Below are 19,608 nucleotides of genomic sequence, written 5' to 3'. Positions count from 1 at the left end.
CCCAGCAAACCCCGGGACGCACTGACGTCCCACTCCAACCGAAGGGACCATCTCGTGTCAGATGACAGCAGCAGCGGAGGCGTCGGCGGTGCCATCGTCGTTGTCGGTGCCGCAGCCGTCGCGTTCCTTCTGATGATCATGGCCGTGGTGGTCGTTCTCGTTTCCGAGGACGAAGAGTGCGCTCCCGTCGAAAACGGGGGCGGGCAGGTTGCCGCTGCTGGTTCGCTGGTCAAGCCCACCAAGTCGTCCGAAACAACGGACACCTCTCCGTTCGGTCCGCGATGGGGCACCGAACACAAGGGACTCGACCGTGCGGGTCCTGTCGGTACCCCGATCTACGCGTTCATCGACGGCCGCGTTCGTGAAGCCGGTCCCGCTGACGGCTTCGGGAACTGGATCATCGTCGATCACGAAATCGAGGGCCACGTATACAGCTCGGTTTACGGGCACATGTTCGACGACGGTGTGATGGTCCGCGCCGGAGAGCAGGTCCGCGGCGGTCAGCAGATCGGGGCGATCGGCAATGCCGGCGGCTCGACCGGGCCGCACCTTCATTTCGAGGTGTGGGACGGCGGTCGTCTACCCGACGGCGCCGGTACCGCGGTGGATCCGCAACCGTGGATCGACAAGGCCGCCGAACCCGGCGAGGCTCCCGCTGCGCCCGCACCGACTTCCCCGGGCTCGGGCGATGCGGGTGATGAAGGTTCCGGGTTCGGAGGTTTGGACGGCCGACAGTTGGCGATCGCGAAGCAGATCGTCGCGGTCGGTGAAGTCATGGGCATTCCAGATCGCGGCGTCATCGTCGCGCTCGCAACCGCAAGCCAGGAATCCGGCTTTCGCATGTACGCCAACGACGGCACCGATCCTCGCCTCGAAGCCGATCAGAAGGACGTGGGCCGATCCCTGGACTTCCCACACGATGCTGTCGGACGAGATCACGGCTCCGTCAATCAGTTTCAGCAGCAGTACCCGTGGTGGGGAACGCTCGAAGAACTGATGAACTCTGCCACTGCATCACGCAAATTCTACGAAGCGCTGGCCAAGCAGAGCGGGTGGGAATCGCTACCGATTACCGTCGCAGCACAGAACGTTCAGGGATCGCTGTACCCGGACGCGTACGCCGACGACGAGCCGATCGCCACCACGTTGGCGGCCAAGTTCAAGGGCGCCGGGGCGAACATGTCCGAAGCCGAACTCGCATCCATCGCAGCTGGTGGAGCCATCGCCGTCGCCGACGGCGGCAGCGATGCCTGCAACGATCAGCAGCCCGCACCCGGTAGCGGCGGCGGCGAGGGTCCGGCCAGCGAGTTCGGACGAGCCATCATCCTGGCTGCCTCGCGCTGGATCGGTACCCCGTACGTCTGGGGCGGTGGCGACACGAACGGCCCCACCGGCGGCGGATTCGACTGCTCAGGTCTGACGCTGTACGCGGTCTACCAGGCATCCGGCGGACGAATCAGCCTGCCGCACTTCACCGGATCGACCGCAGATCCCGGACAGCTCTACGACTCACGCGGCGCAGAAGTCCCCATCGACCAGAAACAACCCGGCGACCTGATCTTCTTCGGCCCCGCCTCGAACACGCACCACGTCGGCATCTACTACGGCCTCGAGAACGGCGAAGAAATGTTGCTTCACGCTCCGACCGAAGGCCAGACCGTCACCATCGCTCCGCTGTCAGGGATGTCGGGAGAACAAATGCACGTCCGCCGCTTCGGCGCATCACAACCGCAACCGCAGGAGGCACGATGACAAACCGGACTGACCGCAGACCGATGAGGTTGACCGCATTCGCAGCCATGACCTTCGCTGTTCTCGCACTTGTCGGATGCGGCCGCAGCAATGACCACGACCACCCGATGGATGAGGGCGGCCCCACCCAATCATTGACTGTTCCCGCCGATCCCACTCTGCCGGAACCGTTTTCCTCGGTCGATCAAAGCGATCCGGAAGCCGTGATGGTCGCGGCCGCGCAAGCTCTGTTCTCGTACACCCCCGGGGCGGACACCAACCAGATCGACGCAGCGAACCGGGCAGCACCGTTGCTCGACGAGCGGTACTACACCGACAACGCGTCGTCCTTCATTGCTTTGGCACCGATCACCGGTCGCCAATGGGAGTCCTGGCGTGAGCAGAACGCGGTGGCCACGGCCACGGCGACGGTGACCGCCGACAATCACCCCGAGGACAAGCCTGCAAAGGTCTCACGAGTCGTGGCAGTGACGGTGACCGCCGTCGATGCCGGCGGCCGGGAGATTGATCGGGTTCCGTTCGCGGCGTACATGACCGCCACCAAGCTCGGTGTGTGGCGCGTGAGCGCGGTGATGGTCCGATGACCAGCGCATATGCCGATGTTCCGCGCCGCGGTGCTCCGATGCCGAGCGGTCCACGCATCGCGGGGGCTGTGATGCCCGGGACCGATGAATCCGCTCCGATCTGGGAAGGCCCGATCGAACGTGAGGCTCTGACCCCGGCCCGGCCGCTTGTCTGGTTTCTCGGAGCTACCGGAGGTGCCGGAGTCTCCTCGCTGACGCGTTCCCTCGCATACGCGGGGGACTGCCAGCGCGGCTGGCCCGGATACATCGGTGACCTACCGGGCGCGGACTCGCCGCTGGTGGTGCTCGTTTTTCGCACGACGATGCACGGCGTAGAGCGTGCTCATTCACTGCTTCTGCAACACGCCGCCGGTGGCACGCCGGAAGGAACACACATCCTCGGCGTCGTGTCCGTCGCCGACAGTGATCGCCCACTGTCCAAGCCGGTCCGGAACCGTCTAGCCGTCGTCGAGTCGCTGGCGCGCTCGCTGGCCGGTCACTGCTGGGACGTGCCGTGGCTCGAACCTTGGCGGGTCATGCCTCCTCGTGAGCTTCCCGAGTGGTCTCCGTCCTCGACGTTGCCGACCGACAAGAAAGCGGCGCGTGACCCGACGAGATACCCCGTCGCCCCGGTGATCGCTCTCCACGACCAGATCCGAGTCGCAGCAGCAGCTCGGGTGAAGGAAATCAGTTCTTCCGCAACATAACTCGAAAGGCACCTTCTCATGAACGCACTCCACACCATCAACACCTACATCCTCGCTCAGCAGCCCGCGCCCTTCCCCTCGCCTGGACAGGGCGGGGACGTGATCGACGTTCAGATGACCACTCCGCCGTCAGGCGACAAGTTTCAGATCCTGCTCGGCGTCGGCCTGTGGGCGGCAACAGCTTTCCTGATCGGACTGGGAATGATGGCCGGCGTCAAGTTCGCCCAGTCGTTCGCCGACGGCACCGCCGGACGCGGCGAAAAGATGATGGTGGTCGGTGTCGCCGTCGGCGCGATCATCACGTCCTCCGCCGCCTCGTACGTCACCTGGTTCATGGAGTGAGTACTTCGATACTGGCCGCAGGCGGCGGCATCAAGATGCCCGGCGAAGACGTCCTGGTCCCGCTCGGGCAGATGCTCGGGGTGTTCCTGTGGTTCGTCGCAGCCGGTCTGATCGTCGCCGCGATGCGCGCCGGTGTCGAAGTCGCGCACCGCTTCGACGACGGCGAAGTCACCGGCCCCGGAATCCGGCGGTTGATCGCGATCGCCATCGGCGCCATCGTCACCGCCTCCGCAATCACGTGGGCGGGATGGCTCCTCATCTAGCCCGTCTCGATTCCACTACTCACTTTGCGAAAAAGAAGGAAATCATGGCAATTCACCGTTACCGCCTCGTCGGCGCCCTCGTCGCCGCAGCTCTCGCGCTGTCGGTGGCCACCGCGTGCGGATCGTCGCAGGAGGACCCCGGAACCGGCACCGCGGCGGTCGACACCAGCGCAGCGCCGCAGCAGGTGCAGTGGGAGAGCTACCGCGGTGTCGCTGTCCCTGTCTCCGCTGTCGACGGACCGACGAGCGTTTCGGCGAAGATCCCGTTCGGATACAGCCGAACACCCCAAGGGGTGGTGATGGCCGCCATTCAGGGCCAGAGCCGTCTCGCACTCGCACCAGACGAGACCTGGGCGCAGACCGCACAACTGCTGACCGCCCCTGGCCGGGGCCGTGACGCGTACGCCGTGGCGCGGGTGATGACCTCCATCACCACCGAAGCCGATCCTGCTCAGACAGCCCAGTTCGCCGGATTCCGCATCGAGGACTACAGCCCAGACCAAGCCGTGGTGTGGCTGGCCACACGGATGCCGGACGCTGCGCTGTCTGCGTCGCCGACCTCGCTGATCTGGCAAAACGGCGATTGGAAGATCACTCTCCCTGATCCGCAGCCCGAGACCTCCGAAGCTGCGCCCACCGATCCAGTGCCGTTGGCCTCGCTCGACGGATACACCGCCTTCTCCTACGCCGACTGATCTTCCCCCGACTTTTCAGGAGCCACCCGTGAGTAACCGCACCGAACCCCGCGAGACCACAGAAGGATCGCGCCTTCGCCGCACCGGCGAGTGGTTGGCGACCAGCCGCACGACCGGGATCGCCGCTGCCGTGTTCTGCGCGCTTCTCGCTGTGGTCGTGGCCGTCGCCGTGTTCATCGCCGTCACCCGCGACGACGATTCCGCCGGCGCCGGCGCCCCCACTGCCACCCAGCCGCCCGCGACGGCACCAGCAAAACCCGACAGCGGCACTGCATTCGGCGTTCCGTCGGCGGATCTGTTCGGCCGCGTGATCGCCAACCCCGTCAACCCGCGTGGTCAGGCGTTGCCGCAGTCGTCGGCAGATCGCCCCTCGTTCAAGGAAGGTGACCCGGTCCCCGCTCCGGAGGGGTTGATGTGGCAGCAAGTCGGTCCGTTCATCCTGCCGTTCTCGACCTCCGACGGTCCCACTCGAGTAGATGGCCCATTGGCCACGGGTTTCGCTCGCACCCCTCAGGGCGCTGCGCTCGCTGCCTGGCAGATCAGCATGCGGACGGTCATCGACCAGGAATCACTCGATGCGGTCTTCGACAACCAGATCGAACCCTCGACACGGGGGAACAAGGCGTCGTGGGCGCCGAAGAAGTGGATCGACTGGAGCCAGTTGCCCCCTCAGTACATCCCGGCGGCATTCAAGATTTCCGGTTGGAGCGCTGACAACTCGTTCGCAGTCGTGGAGGTCGCGGCCCGCGACAAGACTCCGGGCTCCTGGTTCACCACTCGCTTCGAGGTCGTCTGGCAGGACGGTGATTGGAAGATCCGTCGCCCTTCCACCCAGCTTCCGCCGCAGACGATCACTTCGCTGACGGGGTGGACCCAATGGTGAAGCGTCTGTCTGCGATCGCGGCTCTGCTCCTGGCCGTGCTGGTCTTCGGGCCGGTCGCGCTCGGGCATGCCCAGCCCCCGGCAGATGATCCGGGCACTTCGGAAACCGGACAACCGCCGGCTGACGACGACATGTATGCCGGTTGCCGCGACGTCGGTGACTCCGTACCGGTCGTCGGTGGGTTCCTCGAGCGGTTCTGCGACTTGGGCACTGCTGTTGCCAATCCACAGGACGCGGCCGGCGAGTTCGCCGACGGGATGTGGAAATCGGGCGTCGGCAAGGCCGCCGAAGTGTTCCTCGACGGTTGGAAAAAGGGCATCACTTTCATGCTGACGTGGTGGATGACCAACTCGGTCACCGGCGCGGTCGGAAACAGTGACACCGAGAACACAGTCTGGCAAGTGCACCAATTCTTGCGAATATTCCAGATAGCGGCGTTCATGATCTCGGTCGGGATCTCCGCACTCAAACTCGCCTGGGCCAAATCGCGTCTGGCACAGCAACATGCCGAAGAAACGGCAATGATGTTGACCCGCACGGTGTTCGCGTCCTGGACTCTGGTTCCGCTCATCCTCGCCGGTGACGAACTCTCCCGAGCAGCGGGTGTGTGGCTGGTTCAAGCGATGGTCGGAGAGAACATCGACGAAGCAGCGAACAAACTCCTCGCCGTCGCCGAAGTCGGCCCTCTCCTGGGTCCGGGCTTGATTTTCGTCTTCGCAATCTTGGGCATCGTCGGAACCGCCGTGCAAGCGGTGTTCATCATGATGCAGATCGCGATGCTGCGCCTGGTCCTCGGATGGGCACCGATCGCGGCCGCCGCATCAGGAATCGGCAGCGCCGGAATGCAGGCCTGGACCAAGCTACGGAATTGGGCGGTGGTGTTCGCACTGTTCCCGTTCGTCGCTTCCAGCGTGTACGGGATCGCTTTCCTCTCGGCCGCCGGTGCTACCGACGCACAAGGTGTCTTCGCCGGAATGATCCTGCTGACACTCTCGTGCCTGACGATGCCGGCGTTGGCGAGACTGATCGTTCCGGCGATGGGTTCGATGGCCGGCGGCAACGGCGGCGCGGTGCTGGGCGGCATGCTCGCCGCGACCGGCGCGAGTATGGGCGCTTCGATGATCCAGTCGATGTCCTCCTCGGCTGAACAGGATTCCGGGTCCTCCTCGTCGTCGAGCGTTCAAGGCGGCCCGAGTACGGAACCGACCGGCTCCAGCACGCCCTCATCGGGATCGAGCTCACCGGCGCCCTCGGGCGGTGGCACAGAAGCCGCATCGAGCGGTCCGTCCGGAGCAGCGACCGCGAGCGGTTCGTCCGGAGCAGCGTCCGGAGCAGCATCCGGCGGTGCAGCTTCCGGCGCGGCCGCGGCCGCTGGTCCGGTCGGCGCGGCCGTCGCCGTCGGGCAGGAAGTCTCCGACCGGATCGGCAGCGCTATGGGCGCCGTCGCATCGACGATCGGCGACAGCGCCTCCGGAGCAAGTGGGGGAGCGGACGTTCCGGACGAGCCGCAAGGTGGGCGGTCCGGATGAGCGCACACCGCACCGCACCGTTTGACCTCATTGATTCCATCCTCAAGGAGCAGCTATGAGCACCGAAGCACCGGCCCGCCCCAACACCTACGGCGGTCTTCACGAAGCCCCTTCGACGTACCTGTTCGGTGTGTCGAAGAAAATGTTCTACGTCTTCGCCTCGGGCATCGTGGCCGGCATCGTTGCACTGCTCGCCGGGTTCTTCATCTCAGGAGCGGTGATCCTCGGCGTAGTGGTGCTGACCTGGGCGCCGCTCGCTGCACGCATCGGCGGTAAGTCAGGGTACGAATTCGCCACTGAACTCACCGGGTGGAGCAAGCAACGTCGGCGCGGCCAGCACATCCTGCGCGCTGGTTCTCTCTCGAACGCGCCCGGAGGCCGAACCCGAGTCCCGGGAATCGGCGCTCCGATCGAAATGTGGTGGGGAATCGACAAACTGGGCCGACGATTCGGAATGAGTCATCTACCGAAACTGCATCAGTACACGATCAGGCTGCGTTGCTCTGTGCCCGGATACAAGGGTGTCGAACAGGGTCAGGTCGACCTCGACGTCGCCAACTGGGGCGAGTTCATCAACCTCAGCGGACAGACGCCGGACATCGAAGCGATCGCCACCATCATCGAAACCCTCCCAGAGACAGGGGCGCGGCAAGACGCGGAAATCACGCGACTGTGCAAACCCGGCACCTCTGAACTCGCACAAGCGGTGGTCCGCGAATCGGGCACCGGCGTACGTCACGGAATCCAGTTGCACACCCACATGGCGCTCACCTTCACCGCGAACACGGAAGCCAAACGCAAGGATCCGATGGCGATGATTGCCGATCTGGCAGAACGTCTTCCGTCGATCTGCGCGAACCTCGGCACATTCCGCGTGACCGCTGTCCCGATGTCCGATCACGAAATCTCCGCAGTCGTGCGCCGCGCATACGATCCCCGCCCGGTTGTCGAAGCCGAGGTGGAATCGTCACTGCGCAGCGGAGAGATGTACGTCGACTGGCTCGATGCCGGCCCGATGACGGCCGAGGAAACCAAAAACACCTACTTCCACGAAGGCGCGGCCTCGCGGACCTGGGTGATGAACGCACCCCCGTCCGGTGCCCGCAACGAACGGATTCTCAAAGCACTTCTCGAAGGTCACGGCGACGTCCCGCGCAAGCGCGTGACACTGATTCACCGGCCGATGTCCCCGGCCGACGCCGTGAACGCAGTCGAAAGCGGCTACGTCTACGCAGTCGGTGAACGCAATGCCCAACGCGGTATCGGATCGGTCCGCGCAGACCTCAAGGTCAAGGCAGCAGACCGTACTCGCGTCGAGGTCGGCAACGGTGCCGGCGCGACAGCGGTCTCGCTGATCGTCACCGCGTCGGCAAGTACCGAAGCCCAGCTCGACATTCAGGCCGACACGATCGAATCCCTGGTCGCCGGGTGCTCGACGAAAGTACGGCCCGCATGGCGATACCAGGCAGCGGCATTTCTCTCGGGCGTCGGAGTCGGGGTCTATCTCCAAGACCACGCAACGACGGCGAAAACCTTGCAGGCCTGAACCGGCCGACCACCACCGACAGGAGAAAACGATGAGTTTGATGTTGCGCCGCCGGATCGCAGACCTGACCGGCACGTACGAACCCGGACGCAAGAAGCAGAATGCTTCCCTACGCGATCCGATGGCAGCGGCACGCAAACGCCGCCAGGCAGAGGAAAAACAACGCATCGCAGACGAGAAGGCAGCAGCGAAAGCCGCCGAACTCGCACGCGACCCTTCCCGAACCGAACCGAAATGGCGCCGCGCCCCCAAACTCACCGACCGCGGTTTCGCCGGCCACGGCGGCGGCAAGATGGGCGTCGTACCCAAGCCGCCGGAGTTCCGCGGCACCAGCGTGCAGGCATGTGGGCTCTCCCCGTGGGTCGTAGGCAGCACCTATCCAATGGTCGGAACCCCACTCGGGAAAGATCCCGACGGCATCTCGTTCCACTACGACCCGATCACCGCCACCTACCGTTCACGCCGACAGAACACCCCCAGCGTGTTCATGCTCGCCCTCCCCAGTAACGGCAAGTCCACGGTGGGCCGCAAACTCGTCAGCGGCGGCATCGCCCAAGGTCACATCCCGTTCGTGTTCGCCGACACCAAACCCGACTTCACCAAGGAAATCGAAATCATCTGCGGCGATCGCGGCAAGATCGTGCGCCTGGGACACGGCGAGGGGTACCTCAACCCGCTCGCGATCGGAGCTCTCGGGTCGGTGATTCCGCTGCTCGCGGACTTCCCCGACTTGCAGAAGAAAGTGATCAAACAGGTTCACCAACGCCGCAAGCGAGTGATGCAGTCACTGTGCGAAATCGAGCGCGGAACAGCGCTGACACAGGCCGAACGCAACATCATCACCGCGGCGCTGCGCCTACTCGAAAAGGACCCCCGTTTCGGATACGACAACCCGCCGCTGATCTCGGATCTGCTCACGTTGATCGAGAACCCGCCGGAAGAGTTGATGCGCAAGGCGTACACCCGCGACAAGGACAAGTACCTCGCCAAGGTCGAATCCCTCCTCGAGACATTGTCCGCGCTGCTCGACGGCGATCTCGGTGAGGTGTTCTCCCAGCAGACGACCACCCCGATCGACTTCACCGGCGAGGATCGACCGACCGGTGTGTGCGTGGACATTTCAGCGCTCAGCCACGGTGACACCAAGCTCGAAGCTGCGGTGATGGCCGCATGCTGGGAGGACGGATTCGGCGCCATCGAAGCCGCACACGTCCTCGCCGATTGCGGACTTCGCGACCGGTTGCTCTTCCTGGCAGTGCTCGACGAATTCTGGCGAGTCCTCGCCGGCCCCGGAATGGTCAGCCGCGTCGACGCCCTCACCCGCCTGACCCGCACCGTCGGAACGGCGCTGGTGATGATCACCCACACCGTCAAGGACCTCGAATCGCTCGAAATGGACTTCGACATCATGAAAGCCAAGGGCTTCATCGAACGCGCCGGAGCGTTGATCGTGGGAGCCCTGACCTCGGACGAGATGGACAAACTCGACTCCATCATTCCGTTCACCCGCGCAGACAAGGCATGGGTCTCCGCGCTGTCGTCCCCAGCCGGCTACGACGCCCAACTCGAAAAGCCAGGACCACCCCCAGGCCGAGGGTTTTTCCTGCTCAAACAGGGCACCGAACGCATTCCGGGGCACCGTTTCGAGACCGTCCTGACCCCCACGGAACTGAAATACCAGTGGCACGACACCGACAGTCGGTTCGTCGACGCCACCGACGCCGGATACGCGGCACAGACAGCGAAGGACAATGCGGCATGAGCGGCAAACGCAGCACCCGCGGCAACCGCTACGGAGCAGAGGTGCGCAGTGCCACAGTAATTTTGGTCGACAAGCTGCGCCCTCAGTATCCGTCTCTGTGGGCGACCATCGAGCGTGTCTCCGCCGATACCGGGATCCACACCTCCACCGTGCGGGCATGGCTACGGCAGCGGGAAGGCGCGGACGCCGTGAAACCGCAACCGTGCGCCCCGGATTCCGAAATACATTCCCTCCGCGTCGAACTCGAAGCACTACGCGAAGTGAACCGTGGACTGATCGCCGCGAACAGAGGCCTGTAAATGACGCATATCTTTCTTTACAGCACCGCCACCGAAGTCGGTGAGCCGTCGGCCGCATTGCAGAGTGCGGTACAGAAGATGCACGACCTGGTCGCCGACCTCGAAACAAAACACCGATTCGTTGCAGTACAAGGCCATTCACACACCGTCATCCCCGCTCAAGTAACGGGAACATCGTTGACGGGCAGACCACGTGCCGGTTACGCCGTCACGTTGACCACCGTCGTCGAGATACCGACGGACAACACGTAGATCCGAAAGTTGGTAGTAAAAACCATGTTTCGACGAATACTCACTTCCCCCGCCAGTGCCGCCGTCGACAGTAACGGAGATCAGTCATGAGTAAGGGTTCTGTGCGTGATCCCAGTCAAGGTGACGTGGCGTTCGAGGTGCTCGGTGTGTGCGCCGGGATCGCGGTTGCCGGCGTCGTCGGCGCCTCCGTCGCGATGCAGTTCGGCACCGAGCAGGATGTTCCGGTCAATCCGATGGCGATGGTCGCTGGCCTGATCAAGGGCGATCTCGTGTGGGAGTCCGGTGCGAGCGTAGTGGCGATTGCCTTTGCCTTGGCGTTGATCGTGCTGGTCGCAGTGGGCATGTGGTTGTTGATCCTGCGCAAGCGGGACAGCACCCGCGTCGACGAGCTAGCCAAGTACATGGGCCGCGGTCGCGACATCGCTTCGTTGACGGAACAGGCATGCCGGGCGAAAGCCGAATCCTTGCAGGTGCGGCTCCGTCCCGACGACGTTGTCGGCATCCAGCTCGGGTACCTGTTGCTGCCGAGCAAGCCGGTGTTCGGGTCGGCCCCGATGTTGCGCGGCAGCTGGGAGGACCTGCACGTCGATATTTGGGGTCCTCGCACCGGTAAGTCGACCAGTCGCGTCATCCCCGCAGTTCTCGATGCTCCCGGCGCAGTCCTGACGACGTCGAACAAGCGTGATGTCGTCGACGCGACCCGCGACGTTCGAGCAGCAATGGGCTCGCAAGTCTGGGTGTTCGATCCGCAGAGGGTCGCCAATGAGGAACCGAGCTGGTGGTGGAATCCGCTCACGTGGGTGACCGACGAAGTCAGGGCCGCCGATCTGGCCGATCATTTCGCCTCCGGTGACGACGGACTCGAAGCGAAGACGGACGCGTTCTTCGATCCGGAAGGAAAGGATCTGTTGGCGGCACTGTTCCTGGCTGCGGCACTCGATCGCCGCCCGATCACACAGGCATATACGTGGGTCACGGACGTGCAGAACCAGGAAGCGGTGAAGATCCTTCGCCAACATGGGTACGGATTGCAGGCGGACGGCCTGGCCGGGCAGTACAACGCGCCCGACAAACAACGCGGCGGTGTGTTCGGTACTGCCAAGAAGATGATCCGCTCGCTCAAGATCAGGACGATTCATCCCTGGGTGACGTCGGACAGTTTGACCGATCCGCGGCCGCATTTCGATCCTCGTGAATTCGTTCGTTCCGGAGGCACGCTCTACAGCCTTTCCCGCGAGGGCAACGGTTCGGCCGGCCCACTGGTGACTGCGTTGACCGTCGCCGTGATCGACGCGGCCGAAGAAATCGCGACTACCTCGCCGAAGGGACGTCTGCCTGTTCCTCTCGTCGCTCCTCTCGACGAGGTGGCCAACGTCGTGCGCTGGTCCAAGCTGCCTAGCCTCTACAGCCACTACGGTTCACGCGGAATCATCATCATGGCCATCTTGCAGTCCTGGTCACAGGGTGTGGAGGTGTGGGGCGAACGCGGGATGAAGAAACTGTGGTCGGCGGCGAACGTCAAGGTCTACGGCGGTGGTGTCGCCGTCGATGACGGGGTGTTCCTTCGGGACATGTCCACCGCGATCGGTGACCATTGGGAGATCACCGGGTCGGTCACAGCCTCCTCGCAAGGCCGATCCACTTCCAAGCAGCGCACCAAAGTTCGTACGTTCACCGAATCCGAACTCGAAGCACTGCCACGTGGCCGGGCGATCGTACGTTCCTCCGGCAACCGGCCTGTGATCGTACGGACGGCGCCGTGGATGGCCGGCCCGCACGCCGACCAGATCAGGGCGTCAATCGAAGCCCACGATCCGGCAGCCCCGGCGACGTTGGCGGAAGCAGAAGTAGGGCTGTCCGAATGGCTCAAGCCAGACCACGCCGGGGCTGCGCGTGAGGCGGTGTCGCTGTGACCGCGCCGTTCGAGCCACCACCGGAGGACGATTTCGATCCGGGTGAGGCTGACTATCTGCCGCCCGATGATGCGGACTATCCACCCCCATCCGCGTACACGCCCCTCAGCGGGAGAGATGAACCGAACGTCGAAGCGCCGCTGAGCGAGAACCTCGAGGCGATGGTCGGCAAGGCAGTTCTCAAACGCATCCAGAAGGAAGCCGACGCGATCGCCGAAGCGAAGTGGGCGGAAATCCTCACTCCGGAGCTGTACGCGCGACTCGAAGCCGCGGCAGCGGCCCGGTTGCTGGCGCAGCTCGAGATTTCACTCGCCAATCCGGAACCGGAGCCGGAGCCGGAGCAGCCGGCAGAACCGGAACTGGTGTTCGGATCGGTAGAGGAGTTCGTGCGCGAACGCATCGCCCCTGTCTATCGGCGTGAGGTGATCGAGGGGACGTCAAGGAACTGGTGCACGCAGTGGTGGAAACACGCCGAAGCTATCTCCCGGTTGGAAGCCCTGTGGCGCGCATGGGAGCGTCTGCGCCTGGATCCCTCGACCGGGATGAGTGTGTGGTGGCGCGATCACGCCGACCACCACATGGCACAGCTATTCGATCCAGAGGGCACGTTCAAAGCGTGCTCGGTCCGCAGCGGTCATGCCGGCGGCGACTTCGCGATCGTGCCCTTGCCGACTGAACCCGCACCGTCGTCGATGTTCCCCGACATGCGTCTCTCCCCTGAATCCGCGCCCACAGCGGCGTCACCCCACAAGGAAGGCAACAACTGATGTCAGAGCACGACGAAATCGGTGAGGTCAATCAAGAACTCACGCGCATGTTCCGGGTCGGCTTGCAGTCTGCGTCCCGTCTCGCAGAGCAGATGGGTCGCGCACGGGAGAAGCAGATCCGCGACGCCGAAGCCAAAAGCGTGCAGGCGGCCCGCGAACTGCGCGAACGGCTCGTCGCCGAACGCAGCGCGATCGAGGCGCAGCTACGTCCGGTGATGACGGACCGCTGGTGGGAGGACGCTACCCACGCGCAGATCGCCGACAGCTGGCAGCAGGCCCGCGGCTGGCAGGACCACTCGCAGCCCGCGGCCGACGCCGCAGATCGCATCCGCAAGGAAGTCCAGACCCGGTACGGAATCGACGCGGGCGCCCCCGGGATCGACCCCCGAGAAATCGAGAACCTGCTCCAAGCAGCCGAAGAAGCCAAGCGGGCCGCTGCCGCCGAACAGGAACTCGCCGAACGCGAGAACGTGAAGGCCTCCGAGTTGATGGCCGAAGCCGATCGGCTCGACAAGACGGCGACGGAAGCCGAAGGTACGCCGGCCGAAACTGAAATCGTCGAAGACGCAGACGCTCATCGCGCAGCCGCAGAAGCCGAGTACGACTCAGCCGAACGGCGCGATGCCCTCGCCGCCGACATGAACGCCGGAGGAGTGGACAAGGAAACGATCGGCGCCCGGATGACGGCCGATCTCGACCAGGCCAAGCATCCCCGAGGAGCGGTGCAGACCGGGACTGGTAAACCGCCGGTCGCCAGGAAAGGACGTCCGAGCAAGGGCCGCAGCCAGGAACGCCAACACGCCGGCAGATAGCCGACCACCCCGCGATCTACGAAGGAGACCGACCGATGTGGCCGTTCAAGCGACGAACAGCGCAGCAGAAGACCGACACACCATCCGAAACGAGCCCGCCGCCAGTGGCCCCGGAGCCCCAACCTGTCTCGGGGCCATCGAGGTGGCCACGCTTGGCGGCCCCGGACACGTACGGCCGATTCCTTACTGAGGAGGTCGGGCTGACTTTGATGATCGGCACGTTCAATCACGCGGTCATGCACCCGCATGGTGACACCGCGGTACGAGTACCTGCCATCACCTTGTCAGTGCCCCCAGGCTCCGGTTTCGACTTCGCACATCCCGAGTACGGCTTCGGTGGCTGGATCGACCCGCCCGCTGAGCGTGTCCTTCGACTCTGGGCCGACGACTTGTTGACCATCTCGCACGGCGACGTGTGGCGATTCGTGGTCGCCGGGGAAGAACCGTTCGACCGTGAATGGGTCGAGACGATGTTCCCGCCGGCGCCTTCCGGTGACGACTTCATTCCCGAACGTGCGCTGGTCGTCGTGCAATTCGGTGACGCCAGGCAAGGCGAGTTCGCGTTGACGGAGCTCGACACGTCCCCGATGACGCTGACATATCTCGAGGACCTGAGGACAGAACCCTAAAACTCCTCCACCTTCAAGCCACTCCGACTTCGGGATCCGCGCACAAGCGCGGATCCCGAAGCTTTGCCCGTCGACTGACCTCAGCTGCCACCGGCGGAGGAAGACCACAACTAACTACTGCGTGACACGGTTTTGTGCGTCTCGCCGTTTGAACAATCAGTTTGTCCGTAGAGTCACGGAAACTTCACCAAGTGCGAGGAGAAATTGCATGTCAGAGATCGGTCCCGCGGACCCTCGCGACGAACCGAACGTCGATGACTTTGTTGACGTTTCACTGGACGCAGACGAGTGGGCAGCGATTCTCCAAGACCACAAAGATTATGAAGCGCGCAAAGCGCGAGAAGCAGAGGCCGAACTATCGCTCAGTGAATTCTCCGTCACGTGGGACACCATCACGCCCGACGACGTCGACGAATTTCGTCGCGCGCTCCACGACGCGAAAAACGAACCCGATATGCAGAAATTCTTGGCATCGCGACCCCATCTCTTGGTGCAACCGCTGGGCGGTGGCCACGGGAGGTGGGTCATTGCAGAGAAGAAATTCGGTGATCAATTCAGAAGCGACTACATGATCGCGGAGAACAGTTCGCAGGGGTTTGAGTGGCTCGCAGTGGAGCTCGAAGGCCCGCAACAAGTCATGTTCAACAAGGATGGCCACCCCAACAAATCGCTTGTCCATGCCATCCAACAGATCAACGACTGGCGCGGCTTCATCGAGAGCAACCTCCAGTATGTAAGAAATCCTCGGCACGAGAATGGCCTCGGGCTCGTAGATGTCCACCCCACTGTGCGCGGCCTTGTGATCATCGGTCGCCGCCACGAGACGCCTGCGAGTACGAACGCGGCCCGACGCAGGCTCGCCACCATGAACAACATCGATATCCACTCGTGGGATTGGCTCGTCGAACGCGCTCAAATGCGCTCAGATGAGCTGGAGGGCAGGCGTAGGAGAAGGGCCGAAGAATCGGATTAAACCCGACGGCCAGAACAAGCCAAGGAGTCGATAGTGGTTGCCGACCGAAGAGTTGATTTCGGGTATGCACACTGCTGGATCATCTGTCCTTCCTGCACGGATAGAACTCGGCTGACCTTTGAGCAGTACGTCACCGGTGAGCGTGTACGTTGCGTTCGCTGCGGTGTCACGGTTACGACGGAGGACGAGCACGATCTGGCTGTGTCAGCGCCTGACGATGTCGCTCTCGATCCGAGCGCTCTGTCGGGTGTGGCCTGGTACCACACCTCCACGTACCGCGAGTGGCCTCCGATGAACGAAGAACCGACGGACTCGGCGATCCATCTTGGAACCTACGAGGCCGCTATCGAAAACATGTTGCGACGGATGCGTAACGAGTCAGATGCTGACTCCCAGTTCCACCTTCACAGAATCACGCTTTGTGTCGATGCCAAAGACGTCACAGATGTGCGTGGGGAGGCCAGCAACTGGTTCGGTCTCACCGCCCAGTCGGTTGTGCGAGCGGACGGGCATCGTGTGCTGCGGTATATCAACCGCCACGAGCACAAGGGGTCTATCTCGCTCGCTGTCGTCCCCTCGGTGATCGCGACAGTGCAGACGGTCACCATCCCACTTGCGATATGCAATCGTCCGTGTGCGGCCGCGGCACAAGCAGCAATCGCGTATGCGGCCGAATGCGCCGCGATCGAGGCCGCACGTCCGGACACGTCTGGAATCGGAAGGCTCGAACGGCAATTCCCCAAGACCGCCAAGGACCCGAAGGTGGCTGCTATCGCTCACGCCGCAAAGGCCTGCGACGATGCCTCATCGCAGGCCTTTGCGCAGTTTTCTAGAGCGCTAGAGGATTCCTATCTTGCAGAAATAGCGGCGCCCGTACGAGCTATGTTCGTTGGTGCTCTTCAGTCCAAAAAGTTCGACAGCGCTACGGACTGGAACGAAACTTTCTGCCGTGTCGCTGAACTCCTCACTGCGCCCGATCGCGTCATCGCCACGGTCTCGACAGCGCAGACTCGAGTCCCAACCGGTGACTGACGGATACCTGAACGCGTCCCAAAACTGCCCAAGCAATCGCCTCAGCAGGCTGGCTGTGCATTTTGCTGGCCAGGTCAATTGAAGCGAGCGACGATTCGGCCCAGTATTTCGTCGACGCCTCTTCGGTAGACCTCTCGGGGGCTCGTCGGGTCGAGGTAGATTTCGCCGGTGTTGATCTCGGCCTCGGCCGCGATTATGGCGCGGTCCGGACGCTGCCCGGTATACCAATTCCAGCCGGAGCCGGGGCAGATCGAAGAGCGGCCGAGGAGCCAATCGCATGCAGCGTTCTGACCCCCGGCGTATTCGCCGGCACCGAGTTCGCGCGCCCTCATCTGCAAGGTGGCGACCTGTGATTCGCTCGGGAGCGGGCCGGGCGGTGGCAAGATTTCGAGAGCCTTGCAGATGCTTAGTGGATCCGCGCGGGTTGCTCGGGCGGCTGCTGCCACAACGGAACTGGTGTGGGAGAAGGGAAGCCCGAAATACTGTGGGACTACGTCATCGGGAGCCCCGTTCGGCAACAGCGACAGGAAGTAGTTTCCGAGTTCCCATCCCCACGTGCTTTGATCGTCCCATCCTGCCAGCCACACCCCTTCGCTGAACTCCGTCCCCGGTTGGTGCATCCACCACGTCGATGCGTCCATATCTGTCACAGCTATCCCCCTGATTCACATTTCGCGGTTCTTGATGGTGCCTCGGTGGTGCCTCCGTGCCTCCGTTCTTTCAAACGCTGGGGGTTGAGAACTCACCGATCCCGGTGATCCAAAATCTTCGGCAAAGTTCGTTTCGACTTCTTCTTTCGTCTACGCGCACTCGGCCGAGTTATCACAACAGCGGTCGTTGCCCGGACACCCAGTTGAGTTTTTCGAGATCTCCCCAGAGCAAGCCGGATGCAAGGCCCGTCGCCGGCGTCGATTCGGTCGGAGAAACCCGCTGACTAACCGTGCTGAAAGATGGTGCGAACTCCGCAAACTCAGGGCTTTGGGCCATATATGCCTGAAACTGGGCGTACTGCACATCTCTGTCGTCGGACATCTCTGCGGATCTTTTCTCGTCGTTGAGCGTGAGATTGACCGTGTTGGATAGGGCGGTGGCCTCGTCGAATGGGCTTGATGCCCGCGCGCGAAGTGTCCATCCCAGGCCTGCTTCCGGGGGGCCGAAGCTAAAGGCCCCCTGATCCTCTCCCGGGGTGAAATTGACGTCTCCGAAGAACTCGACGGGGAAGAGCCCCTGGGTTCCAAGTGTGCCTGTGAAGTTGGGAACGAGTCGTTCCACCAACTCGTGGTAGCACTGAAGCGCTGCTGTGGCGATCGCACAAACCCGTTCGTGCATGCGGCGAGCAGTGAAATTCCCCCAAGGATCTTCCTGGGACGGTGAAATGTCGGGACCGGGGTACAACTGGGGCGTGATCATCGTAGAGCCCCAGGTACCGATGGTCTCAGGGCTTCCGGAGGTCAGCTCGTCCCGAACGATTCCTGGTTCCGTTGCCGTGCCCAAAATCAAGTTTTTGAAGGAACTCGAGATGTCGTCGCGCAAGTAGGACTGTGTCAGTGCCCAAACCCAGTTGACGCCCGTGGGCAGGGCATGCTGCCTCATTACCATCACGCGATATTCGAAGTCGTGCCCTGCTTTGATGATCTCGGGCAAGCTGCCCGTTTCCCCGTCGCGAGGTGCGATCCATGAGACAGCGATCTTGGACCGCCCAATGCGGACCGACAGTGCGATGTCATCCAACCCTGATGCGACTCCCGCGAAAGACGAGAAGAAGGCCTGTCCGAGCGGACCGAGTCCGGCAAGCCACGCTGCTTGGGCGTAGCGGATGCGATGTCCTGCGCTTTCCCAGTCGGACTCTTCGAGTTCCGAAATATGCCGTGTCAGCCCGCCTCTCTCGGTCTCCTTGATGATCCAGGCAGCTGCACCTGGATTCCAACGAGCGATATCAGCCATGACCAGATCGACTTTGGTGGGTTCCCCAGCAGCGAGCAGGATCGAGAAGACGTACTTCCACCTGTCGAAGGAGCGCATTGAAGACAGCAGAGGTACTACGTCGACCTTTCCGTCGAGTATCGCTTGCGCAGCGAACCACTGCTCGAACGTGGCCAGGGAAAAGGCGCATGTCTTTCCTGCGCCGGTGACCAGCGGAGATTTTCGGATCTTGGAGGCGATCTCGAGTGAGGCAAATCTGGTGGGGTCTACGGCTTTCCCGGTGCTGACGGTTTCGATTGCAAGTTCCATCAGATAGGGAATCAGTTCCATCCCTTCCGACTCCACGATTTGTTCGACGACACGGTCGATGAGTTCGGAAGTGCCTGTCACTCCGTCGTTCGCGGTCGCGTGCGACGCCGTCAGCACCGCGAATAGGGGTCGTCTGACTGACTTTGTCAGTTGGGCACCAAGCGGAGGGATCGGGCGACCGGCGACAGCGCTCATCAGCTCTGCCGCCTGCGCGTCGGTCATGTCGCTCATTGCGACCTGTACCGACTCGTCGCGTAGATCGGGATTTCGAGTCGTCAGCACAACCCGGGATTTGGTCCAACGTGCAACGAATTCCGATGCCTCTTGCACTTTTGTGGCAGCCAAGTCCGTACGTTCGTCGAGCCCGTCAATCACTATGTCGACACCGCACCGCAGTACCGTGGCTGAACCGATGTCGCGGCTCACTCGGACATCGACTGTCTCGTCCAACTCCTTAGCCGAGATGAAGAGCGGCACCGGCGCGGAGTCGTCATTTTGAGCCCGTCTGATGCTTGCTCTCAACCACTCCTCGGCTATCTCCGACTTTCCAGAACCTAATGGCCCGGTCAAAACGCGTATCTCGCCCGGTCCGATTTCATCAATCCGAGAAGGAACAGCCACTGCATTTAGAAGTGAACGCTCAACTTGCTGTTCGTC

At 62.9% G+C, this 19,608-nt stretch carries 20 protein-coding genes; 18 read left to right on the top strand and 2 right to left on the bottom strand.

Annotation, left to right across the window (positions count from 1 at the left end):
• Positions 1-54: 54 nt before the first annotated feature.
• From BH682_RS31715 to BH682_RS31630, 18 genes are all read left to right on the top strand, one after another.
• A complete protein-coding gene (locus tag BH682_RS31715; RefSeq protein ID WP_082893286.1) occupies positions 55-1,752 on the top strand; it encodes a peptidoglycan DD-metalloendopeptidase family protein in 1,698 nt (565 codons plus the stop codon).
• Positions 1,749-2,336: a hypothetical protein gene (locus BH682_RS31710; RefSeq protein ID WP_223304546.1), complete on the top strand. Its 588-nt coding sequence runs from the start codon at positions 1,749-1,751 to the stop codon at positions 2,334-2,336. Before BH682_RS31715 ends, BH682_RS31710 begins: the two co-directional genes overlap by 4 nt.
• Positions 2,333-3,022, top strand: a complete 690-nt coding sequence (locus BH682_RS31705) for a hypothetical protein (RefSeq protein ID WP_019750046.1) — start codon at positions 2,333-2,335, stop codon at positions 3,020-3,022. Before BH682_RS31710 ends, BH682_RS31705 begins: the two co-directional genes overlap by 4 nt.
• A gap of 18 nt (positions 3,023-3,040) precedes the next feature.
• Complete coding sequence (locus BH682_RS31700; RefSeq protein ID WP_019750045.1) at positions 3,041-3,364, top strand: hypothetical protein; 324 nt, start codon at positions 3,041-3,043, stop codon at positions 3,362-3,364.
• A complete protein-coding gene (locus BH682_RS31695; RefSeq protein WP_064075286.1) occupies positions 3,361-3,627 on the top strand; it encodes a hypothetical protein in 267 nt (88 codons plus the stop codon). Before BH682_RS31700 ends, BH682_RS31695 begins: the two co-directional genes overlap by 4 nt.
• A 44-nt stretch (positions 3,628-3,671) precedes the next feature.
• A complete protein-coding gene (locus BH682_RS31690; protein ID WP_064075287.1) occupies positions 3,672-4,322 on the top strand; it encodes a hypothetical protein in 651 nt (216 codons plus the stop codon).
• A 28-nt stretch (positions 4,323-4,350) separates the two neighbouring features.
• Positions 4,351-5,205: a hypothetical protein gene (locus tag BH682_RS31685; protein ID WP_020971506.1), complete on the top strand. Its 855-nt coding sequence runs from the start codon at positions 4,351-4,353 to the stop codon at positions 5,203-5,205.
• On the top strand, positions 5,199-6,734 hold the full coding sequence (locus BH682_RS31680) for a hypothetical protein (protein ID WP_075835914.1): 1,536 nt from the start codon (positions 5,199-5,201) through the stop codon (positions 6,732-6,734). Before BH682_RS31685 ends, BH682_RS31680 begins: the two co-directional genes overlap by 7 nt.
• Before the next feature lie 55 nt (positions 6,735-6,789).
• Positions 6,790-8,280 (top strand): SCO6880 family protein, encoded by a 1,491-nt coding sequence (locus BH682_RS31675; RefSeq protein WP_019750040.1) that lies wholly within the window; start codon positions 6,790-6,792, stop codon positions 8,278-8,280.
• Between the two features lie 31 nt (positions 8,281-8,311).
• On the top strand, positions 8,312-10,042 hold the full coding sequence (locus BH682_RS31670) for a hypothetical protein (protein WP_019750039.1): 1,731 nt from the start codon (positions 8,312-8,314) through the stop codon (positions 10,040-10,042).
• A complete protein-coding gene (locus BH682_RS31665; RefSeq protein WP_020971508.1) occupies positions 10,039-10,341 on the top strand; it encodes a hypothetical protein in 303 nt (100 codons plus the stop codon). The genes BH682_RS31670 and BH682_RS31665 overlap by 4 nt, the downstream gene beginning before the upstream one ends.
• On the top strand, positions 10,342-10,593 hold the full coding sequence (locus tag BH682_RS31660; RefSeq protein ID WP_019750037.1) for a hypothetical protein: 252 nt from the start codon (positions 10,342-10,344) through the stop codon (positions 10,591-10,593). It abuts the gene before it with no gap.
• An 86-nt stretch (positions 10,594-10,679) separates the two neighbouring features.
• Entirely contained in the window at positions 10,680-12,506 is a 1,827-nt protein-coding gene (locus BH682_RS31655) for a type IV secretory system conjugative DNA transfer family protein (RefSeq protein ID WP_064075289.1), read from the top strand.
• Positions 12,503-13,273, top strand: a complete 771-nt coding sequence (locus BH682_RS31650; RefSeq protein ID WP_064075290.1) for a DUF4913 domain-containing protein — start codon at positions 12,503-12,505, stop codon at positions 13,271-13,273. Before BH682_RS31655 ends, BH682_RS31650 begins: the two co-directional genes overlap by 4 nt.
• On the top strand, positions 13,273-14,085 hold the full coding sequence (locus BH682_RS31645) for a hypothetical protein (protein ID WP_064075291.1): 813 nt from the start codon (positions 13,273-13,275) through the stop codon (positions 14,083-14,085). The genes BH682_RS31650 and BH682_RS31645 overlap by 1 nt, the downstream gene beginning before the upstream one ends.
• A 152-nt stretch (positions 14,086-14,237) precedes the next feature.
• Positions 14,238-14,714, top strand: coding sequence for a hypothetical protein (locus tag BH682_RS31640; protein ID WP_064075292.1), 477 nt, complete (start codon positions 14,238-14,240; stop codon positions 14,712-14,714).
• A 208-nt stretch (positions 14,715-14,922) separates the two neighbouring features.
• Positions 14,923-15,687 (top strand): Shedu anti-phage system protein SduA domain-containing protein, encoded by a 765-nt coding sequence (locus BH682_RS31635; RefSeq protein WP_064075293.1) that lies wholly within the window; start codon positions 14,923-14,925, stop codon positions 15,685-15,687.
• Between the two features lie 201 nt (positions 15,688-15,888).
• Positions 15,889-16,719, top strand: a complete 831-nt coding sequence (locus tag BH682_RS31630; protein ID WP_087503837.1) for a hypothetical protein — start codon at positions 15,889-15,891, stop codon at positions 16,717-16,719.
• 74 nt (positions 16,720-16,793) lie between these two features.
• Here BH682_RS31630 and BH682_RS31625 read toward each other — a convergent pair whose 3' ends face one another.
• Positions 16,794-17,369: a hypothetical protein gene (locus BH682_RS31625; RefSeq protein WP_143542555.1), complete on the bottom strand. Its 576-nt coding sequence runs from the start codon at positions 17,367-17,369 to the stop codon at positions 16,794-16,796.
• A 172-nt stretch (positions 17,370-17,541) separates the two neighbouring features.
• Complete coding sequence (locus BH682_RS31620) at positions 17,542-19,473, bottom strand: hypothetical protein (RefSeq protein ID WP_143542556.1); 1,932 nt, start codon at positions 19,471-19,473, stop codon at positions 17,542-17,544.
• Between the last annotated feature and the right edge of the window lie 135 nt (positions 19,474-19,608).

The organism is Rhodococcus sp. YL-1, from assembly GCF_001942025.1.
In the GTDB taxonomy this organism is placed as follows: domain Bacteria; phylum Actinomycetota; class Actinomycetes; order Mycobacteriales; family Mycobacteriaceae; genus Rhodococcus_F; species Rhodococcus_F qingshengii.
Note: the sequence above shows the minus strand (reverse complement) of the source record. Positions and strands in the feature narration are given on the sequence as shown.